Below are 8,613 nucleotides of genomic sequence, written 5' to 3'. Positions count from 1 at the left end.
GGCCGGCCACCCGCAGGCCGCTGCCCGGGCCCGCCGGGAGGCCGCCCGCCCGCTGCGCGCCGCCGGACTGCCGCTGCGCGCACTGCTGCTGCACTACGCCGACGGTGACGCCGACCTGGTCCTGGTCGCCCGGCACGAACTCGCCCTGGACGGCGACCCGCTGGGTGTCCGCCCGGCCCCGCCGGAGCCGCCCGCCGGGCCCCGCCCCACGCTGGAGTGGGGCCTCGGCGAGCCCGCCGGGGCCGGGCGCACCGCCGAGCTCCCGGTGCCGCTGCCGCCCGGCCTTCCCGGCGACGCCGCGCTGCTCACCGGCGCCACCGCGCTGGTCCTGGCCCGGTACGGCGCCGGCGCTCCCGTGGACGAGCAGCAGGACGCCGCCGCGTACCTGGCCGGCCGGCCCGCGCACCCGGGCGGCCTGCTCGACCTCGGCGGGATCGGCGTACTGGTCGAGGACGCCCGGCCGGGCCAGCGGCGGCTGCCCCGGCTGGCCCCCGCCCTGCCCGGCGTGCTGCACTTCGCCCGGCAGGCCGACGGCTCCGCCGGCGGCGTGCTCCGCTACCACCCGGCCGACCTGGCACCGCTCGTCGCCGAGCGGTTCGCCGCCCATGTCGCGCACGTCGCAGCCCAGTTGGCCGCCGACCCGGCGCTGCCGCTGGACCGGGTCGAACTGCTGACACCCGCCGAGAGCGCGCAACTGCTCGCCCTCGGCGTCACCCCGCCGGCCGGCGACGCCGGGCGCGCCGCCCGGACCGTCGACGGACTGTTCGCCGAGGTCGCCCGCGCCCGGCCGGAGGCGGTCGCGCTGACCGCCGGCGACACCAGCCTCAGCTACGCCGACCTCGACGCCGCGGCCGAGCGGACCGCCGCCGGGCTGCGCGCCCTCGGCGTCGCCCCCGGCGCGATGGTCGGCGTCGCCCTGGAACGCGACGCGGACCTGGTGACCAGCCTGCTCGGCGTGCTCAAGGCCGGCTGCGCGTACGTCCCGATGGACCTGCGCTACCCGGCGGACCGGCTGCGCTACACCGTCGGGAACGCGGGCGCCACGGTGGTCATCGGCACCGGCGAGGGCCTCCCGGCCGACCTCGACGGCGTGCGGGTGGTCACCCCGGCCGAGCTGCGCGCCCTGGCCGCCACCGCACCGGCGGCCGCACCGCGGGCCGAGGACGGCTCGGCGCCCGCCTACGTCATCTACACCTCCGGCTCCACCGGCCGCCCCAAGGGCGTGGTCGTCCCGCACCGCAACGTCGCCGCGCTGGTCGAGGCGACCCGCGAGGACCTCCGGCTCGGCACCGGGGACGTGTGGACGCTGTTCCACTCCAGCGCCTTCGACTTCTCGGTCTGGGAGATCTGGGGCTGCCTGCTCACCGGGGGCCGGCTGGTCGTGGCCGACTACTGGACCACCCGCGACCCGGAGCTGTTCCACGGCCTGCTGGTGCGCGAGGGCGTGACCGTCCTCAACCAGACGCCGTCCGCCTTCGCCCAGCTGGTGGAGACCGACCGGCAGGCGCCCGCCGACGCGCTGGCCGTCCGGCTGGTGGTCTTCGGCGGCGAGCCGCTCGACGTCCGGATGCTGGCCCCCTGGTTCGCCCGGCACTCGCACACCGCCTGCCGGCTGGTGAACATGTTCGGCATCACCGAGACCACCGTGCACGTCACCGCCCATACCGTCACCCCCGCCGACGTCCTGGCTGGCGGCCGCAGGGTCGGCCCGGCGCTGCCCGGCTGGAGCCTGTCGGTACGCGACCCGCGCGGGCGGCTGCTGCCGGCCGGCGCGGCGGGCGAGATCTGGGTGGGCGGGGCCGGGGTGGCCGACCGCTACCTCGGCCAGCCCGAGCTGACCGGCCAGCGGTTCGTCACCGACCCCTACGGCGGCGGCCGGATCTACCGCAGCGGCGACCGCGGGCGGCTGCGCCCGGACGGCTCCCTGGACCACCTCGGGCGGCTGGACAGCCAGGTCAAGGTCCGCGGCCACCGGATCGAGCTGGACGAGATCCGCAACGTGCTGCTCTCCCACCCCGACGTGGCCGGCGCCGCCACCGTGCTGAACCACGACACCCCCGGCGACGCCGCCACCGCACGGATCGACGCCTACGTCACCCTGCGCGGCGCGGCCGGCCCGGCCGAGGTGCTGGCGCACGCCCGCGGGGTGCTGCCCGCGTACATGGTGCCGGCCTCGGTCACCGCGGTCGCGGCGATCCCGCTGACCATCAACGGCAAGGTGGACACCGCCGCGCTGCCGGCCCCGTCCGCCGGACCGGTGGCCGCCGCCGGACCGGTCGACGGCACGGCGGACGGTCCGGCGGACGGTGACGACGCCCCGGCCGGACAGGGCGATCAGCTGGCCGACCGGATCCTCAAGCTGTGGAGCCACGCACTGAATGCCGAGGTGACCGTGCAGGACAATTTCTTCGAGCTCGGCGGCAATTCCCTGCTGGTCATCCGGGTGCTCCGGGAAATGCGCGAGCAGGGACTCCCGAAGGTCACCACGCAGGACTTCTACCGGAACTCCACGGCGGGCCGGTTCATCGAACTCGTCCGGGACGCCCGGGGCTGAATTCCGGACCGCCCCGGCGGCCCGCTCAGGACGGAATGTCGACCCGGCGCTTGAGCGCCGCCAGCAGGGCGATGCGGATCATTCCACTGGGAATGCGGATGGCCGCCCAGTAACGCCCGAAACTGCGCCGGGTCGACTCGTCCGTGGCCAGGATCCTGGTCTCCGTCGAAAGAATTCCACCGGCACAGTGCAGGGTGAAGACCACCTTGGTGCAGCCGGGCTCGGCGTAGTCGCCGAACACCTCCGCCATCGGCCGGTCCGGACGCACCGGGCCGGCCGCCGAGCCGATCCCGCCGTACACCAACTCCCCTTCGGAGAGCTCCAGTACGGTGTCACCGCCCATGGCGAAGTCGTCCAGTACCCGGCCGTCGGGACGCAGCTTGTTCCGGGTGAACGCGAGCAGTGCGCGGGCCACCGGGGCCTCCCGCCAGGTCAGCTCGCGGGCCTGCCCGAGCACCTCCGCGGGGGCCGCCGACACCTTCACCCAATGGTGCTCCCGGAAATGCCATTCCGGCATGTAGCGGTCGATCAGCAGGCCTTCCGGCGGCTCCGTCTTCGGGTTCTCGTCCATGCCGCGACGCTAGCACGCGGCAGTTCCGCCACCAAGGCGTGGCAGCTTTCTGCAAGCGGCGTTGTCCGCCCTTCCGGCCCGCTGTTAGACATGGGCTCTGGTCCGTTGTTCCTTGTCGTTTCCTGTCGATGCATTGAGGGTGAGTGGCCGTGTCCGACCGCCAGGGAGTACTGCTGCCGCTGACCGCCGCCCAGTCGGGTGTCTGGTACGCGCAGCAGCTGAATCCGCAGAACACGATCTTCAACACCGGCGAATTCCTGGAAATCGGCGGACCGGTGGACGCGGAGCTGTTCGAGGCCGCCCTGCGCCGGGTGGTCGCCGAGGCCGAGACGCTGCGGCTGCGGTTCACCGAGACCGAGCGCGGCCCCGCCGCCCGGATCGTGCCGGCCGCCGAGCTCGACTGGTCGCTGCACGTCGTCGACGTCACCGGCACCCCCGACCCGTGGGCGGCCGCCCGCGCCTGGATGGCCGAGGACTTCGCCCGGCCGCTCGACACCGAGCACGATCAGCTGTTCCTCTTCGCCCTCTTCAAGGTCGCCGAGGACCGCCACCTGTGGCTGCACCGCTACCACCACCTGCTGGTCGACGGCTTCACGGTGAACCTGGTCGCCCAGCGCACCGCCGCCGTGTACTCCGCCCTGGTGGCCGGCGAGCCGGTCCCGGACTCCCCCTTCACCCCGCTCGGCCGGCTGCTGGCCGAGAAGGCGGACTACCGCGACTCCGAGCGCTTCGCCGCGGACCGCGCCTACTGGACCGAGCGGCTGCGGGGCTGCCCCGAGCCGGTCAGCCTCTCCGGCGAACAGCCGCGCCTCGCCCGCGAGCTGGCCCGCCGCACCGCCCACCTCGCGACCGCCGAGACCGACCGGCTGCGCGCCCTGGCGAGCGACGCCGGCGTCACCTGGCCGCCCGCGCTGATCGCCGCCGTCGCCCTCTGGCTCGGCCGGCTCACCGGCGCCCCCGAGGTGGTCCTCGGCCTGCCGGTCTCCACCCGGCTCGGGAAGAACGCCCGCAGCGTCCCCGGCATGGTCTCCAACGTGCTGCCGCTGCGGATCGCCGTCGGGCCCGGCGACACCGTCGAGGAGCTGCTGGCCCGCGTGTCCGCCGAGATGCGCGCCGCGATGAAGCACCAGCGCTACCAGTTCGAGGACCTCCGCCACGACCTGGGCATGCTCGCCGACGACCGCCGCCTGGTCGGCCCGCACGTCAACATCATGATGTTCGACTACGACCTGCGGTTCGGCGGGCACTCCGCGCGCCCCCACAACCTCTCCATCGGCCCCGCCGACGACATCTCCTTCATCGTCTACGACCGCGGCACGGGCGCCGGCCTGCAGATCGACTTCGACGCCAACCCCGACCTGTACGACGGCGCGGAGCTGGGCGCCTACCAGCGGACCTTCCTCTCCTTCCTGCACCGCCTGGGGCGCGCCGCACTCACCGACCGGGTCGACTCCGTCGAGCTGGACACCACCGGCCTGCCGCAGCACGCCCGGGCCGCCGCGGAGCCCGCCGCCGGGCCAGCCACCGATCCTGCCGTCGACGCCGAGCCGGCGGGTGCCGGCGCCCGGGCCCCGCGCTCGGCCGCCGAGGAGAGCCTCTGCCGGCTGTTCACCGAGGTGCTGGACGAGCAGGTCGGCTCGATCGACGACAACTTCTTCCTGCTCGGCGGCAGTTCGCTCCAGGTCACCCGGCTGGTCGGCCGCATCCGCAAGGAGCTCGGGGCCGAGCTCACCCTGCGCACCGTCTTCGAGAACGCCACCGTCGCCACCCTCGCCGAGGCCCTCGGCCTGAGCACCGACGCCGCCACCGGCCCGGCCCCCGCCACCAGCCCGGCCGCCGCCGCCCGGCCGGCCCTCACCGCCCGCACCCGGCCCGGGCGGCTGCCGCTGTCCGCCGCCCAGAACCGGCTCTGGTTCCTCAACCAGATGGAGACCGGCAGCGGAAAGGCCGCCTACAACGACGGCCTCACCGTCGAGCTCACCGGCCGCCCGGACACCGCCGCCCTGCGCGCCGCGCTCGCCGACGTCGCCGCCCGGCACGAGAGCCTGCGCACCGTCTTCCCGGAGCTGGACGGCGCCCCGTACCAGCACGTCCTCGACCCGGCCGCGGCCCGCCCCGACCTGCTGGTCACCGAGGTCGCCGACGAGGCCGCCCTGGACGCGCTGCTCGCCCGGGCCGCCGCCCGCGGCTTCGACCTCGCCACCGAGCTCCCGGTCCGCGCCCACCTGTTCACGCTCACGCCCGAGCGGCACGTGCTGCTGCTGGTGGTCCACCACATCGCCGGCGACGGCTGGTCGGTGGCCCCGTTCACCCGCGACCTCAGCCTCGCCTACGCCGCCCGGCTGCGCGGCGAGGCTCCGAACGTCGCAGCGCTGCCCGTCCAGTACGCCGACTACGCCCTGTGGCAGCACGAGCTGCTCGGCGACGAGAACGACCCGGAGAGCCTGCTCGCCCGGCAGATCGCGCACTGGCGGCAGGCGCTGGCCGCGCTGCCCGAAGAACTGGCCCTGCCCACCGACCGGCCGCGCCCCGCGGTGGCCGGCCACCGCGGCGGGCGGACCGGCTTCGAGCTCACCGCCGAGACGCACCGGCGGCTGCTGGCGCTCGCCCAGGAGTCCGGCGCCAGCCTCTTCATGGTCGCGCAGGCCGCGCTCGCCGCCCTGCTGCACCGGCTCGGCGCCGGCGAGGACATCCCCGTCGGCACCGTGATCGCCGGCCGCACCGACGAGGCGCTGAACGAGCTGGTCGGCTTCTTCGTCAACACCCTGGTGCTGCGCACCGACGTCTCCGGCGACCCGACCTTCCGCGAACTGGTCGACCGGGTCCGCGAGTTCGACCTCACCGCCTACGGCCACCAGGACGTGCCGTTCGAGCGCCTGGTCGAGGTCCTCAACCCGGTCCGCTCGCTGGCCCGCCACCCGCTCGCCCAGGTCACCCTGGCCCTGGAGGACAACGCGGCGCCGCTGCTGGAACTGCCCGGCCTCGACGTGGCGGTCCGCCGCCTGGAGACGGACACCGCCAAGTTCGACCTGTCGCTGCGGCTCGGCGAGCGCTTCGACGCCGAGGGCCGCCCGGCCGGGCTGGCGGCGAGCATCGAGTTCGCCCGCGACCTCTTCGACGAGCCCACCGTCCGCGTCCTCGGCGAGCGCTTCCGGCGCCTGGTCGAGGCCGTCACCGCCGACCCCGCCGTCCGGATCGGCTCGGTCGAGCTGCTCGACGGCACCGAGCGCCGCCGGATCCTCGACGACTGGAACGACACCGCGCTCGCCGTCCCGGCCGCCACCGCGCCCGCACTGTTCGCCGCCCAGGCCGCCCGCACCCCGGACGCCCCCGCCCTGGTCCACGAGTCCACCGTGCTCGACTACCGCACGCTGGACGAGCGGGCCGGCCGGCTCGCCGCGCTGCTCGCCGCGCACGGCGCCGGCCGCGGCCGGACCGTCGCGGTCGCCCTCGGCCGCGGCACGGACACCGTGGTCAGCCTGCTCGCCGCGATGAAGGCCGGCGCCGCCTACCTGCCGGTCGACCCGGCCTACCCGGCCGAGCGGATCGCGTACATCCTGGACGACGCCCGCCCCTGCCTGGTCGTCACCACCACCGCGCTCCAGGACGTCCTGCCCGCCGACGGCACCCCGCGGCTGCTGCTGGACACCGCCGAGCTGCCGGCCGAGCCGCTCCCCGACGTGCCGCTCACCCTCCGGGACCCGGCGTACGTCATCTACACCTCCGGCTCCACCGGCCGCCCCAAGGGCGTCGTGGTCGGCCACACCGGCGTCGCCAGCATGGCCGCCGCCCACCGGACCCGGTTCGGCGGCGGGGCCGGCCACCGGGTGCTGCAGTTCTCCTCGCCCAGCTTCGACGCCTCGATGTGGGAGATTCTCACCACCCTGGTCAACGGCTCGACGCTGGTCCTCGCGCCCGCCGAGCGGCTGGCCGCGGGCGAGCCGCTCGCCGCGCTGCTGGCCGAGCAGCGGGTCACCCACGCCACCCTGCCGCCGGTCGTCCTCGCGGCGATGGGCGAGGCGCGGCTGCCCGCCGGACTCACCCTGGTCACCGCGGGCGAGGCCTGCTCGGCCGAGCTGGTGGCCCGCTGGGCCGACGGCCGCCGCATGGTCAACGCGTACGGGCCGACCGAGTCCACCGTCTGCGCCACCATGTCCGGCCCGCTCACCCCGGGCACCGGCGCGCCCACCATCGGCCGGCCGATCACCAACACCCGGATCCACGTCCTGGACGGGCGGCTGCGCCCCGTCCCGCCCGGCGTGCCCGGCGAGCTGTACCTCACCGGCGCCGGCCTGGCCCAGGGCTACCTCGGCCGCCCCGGCCTGACCGCCGAACGCTTCACCGCCAACCCCTACGGCCCGGCCGGTTCGCGGATGTACCGCACCGGCGACCTGGTCCGCTGGACCGCCGACGGCGAGCTCGACTACCTCGGCCGGATCGACGACCAGGTCAAGATCCGCGGCTTCCGGATCGAGCTCGGCGAGGTCGAGGCCGCACTGACCGGCCACCCCTCGGTCGCCCAGGCCGCCGTGCTGGTCCGCGAGGACCGGCCCGGGGACAAGCGGCTGGTCGGCTACGTCGTCCCGGCGGCCGGCGCGACCGCCGACCCGGCCGCACTGCGCGCCCACGTCGGCACCGCCCTGCCCGACTACATGGTCCCGGCCGCCGTCCTGGTCCTGGACGCGCTGCCGGTCACCACCAACGGCAAGCTCGACCGGCGCGCCCTGCCCGCCCCCGACTTCGCGGGCTCGGCGGGCACCGGGCGGGCCCCGCGCACCCCGCAGGAGCTGCTGCTGGCCGGCCTGTTCGCCGAGGTCCTCGGCCTCGACGCGGTCTCCGCCGACGACGGCTTCTTCGACCTCGGCGGCCACTCACTGCTCGCCACCCGTCTGGTCAGCCGGATCCGCACCGAGGCCGGCGCCGAGCTGACCGTCCGCGCCCTCTTCGAGGCGCCCACCGTCGCCGCGCTCGCCGCCGTCCTGGCCGGCGCCGCCGGGGCGACCCGTACGGCCCTGCGGCCCCAGGTCCGACCAGCCCGGATCCCGCTCTCCCACGCGCAGCGCCGGCTCTGGTTCCTCGGCCACTTCGACGGCCCCGGCGGCACCTACAACCTCGGCCTCTCGCTGCGGCTGCGCGGCCGCGTCGACGCCACGGCCCTGGCCGACGCACTCGGCGACGTCACCGCCCGGCACGAGGCCCTGCGCACGCTCTTCCCGGACACCGACGGCCACCCGGAGCAGCTCGTCCTGGCCCCGGCCGACCCGGCTGCCCGGCCGCGGCTGCACCGCACCGACGCCACCGCCGCGACCCTGGACGCGGCCCTCGCCGGGGCAGCGGCGACCGGCTTCGACCTCACCGCCGAACTCCCGCTCCGCGCCCACCTGTTCAGCCTGGGCGGGGAGGAGTCCGTGCTGCTGGTGGTCGTGCACCACATCGCGGCGGACGGCTGGTCGATGGCCCCGCTCGCCCGCGACCTGTCCACCGCCTA

Annotated in this window: 3 protein-coding genes; 2 read left to right on the top strand and 1 reads right to left on the bottom strand. The window is 75.7% G+C overall.

The genetic code is table 11. The features are described 5' to 3' along the window. Window positions 1–2,554 (top strand): amino acid adenylation domain-containing protein (locus ABZ885_RS30995; RefSeq protein WP_360195855.1); only part of this gene is annotated, 2,554 nt, incomplete at its 5' end. A 25-nt stretch (window positions 2,555–2,579) separates the two neighbouring features. On the opposite strand, the gene ABZ885_RS30990 is transcribed toward ABZ885_RS30995, so the two are convergent. Further along, on the bottom strand, window positions 2,580–3,125 hold the full coding sequence (locus ABZ885_RS30990) for a hypothetical protein (protein ID WP_360195852.1): 546 nt from the start codon (window positions 3,123–3,125) through the stop codon (window positions 2,580–2,582). 149 nt (window positions 3,126–3,274) lie between these two features. Here ABZ885_RS30990 and ABZ885_RS30985 point away from each other — a divergent pair. Beyond that, the coding region (locus ABZ885_RS30985; RefSeq protein WP_360195850.1) for an amino acid adenylation domain-containing protein at window positions 3,275–8,613 on the top strand (5,339 nt) is incomplete at its 3' end.

Origin of the sequence: Kitasatospora sp. NPDC047058 (genome assembly GCF_040643935.1) — a bacterium.
GTDB lineage: Bacteria > Actinomycetota > Actinomycetes > Streptomycetales > Streptomycetaceae > Kitasatospora.
Note: the sequence above shows the minus strand (reverse complement) of the source record. Positions and strands in the feature narration are given on the sequence as shown.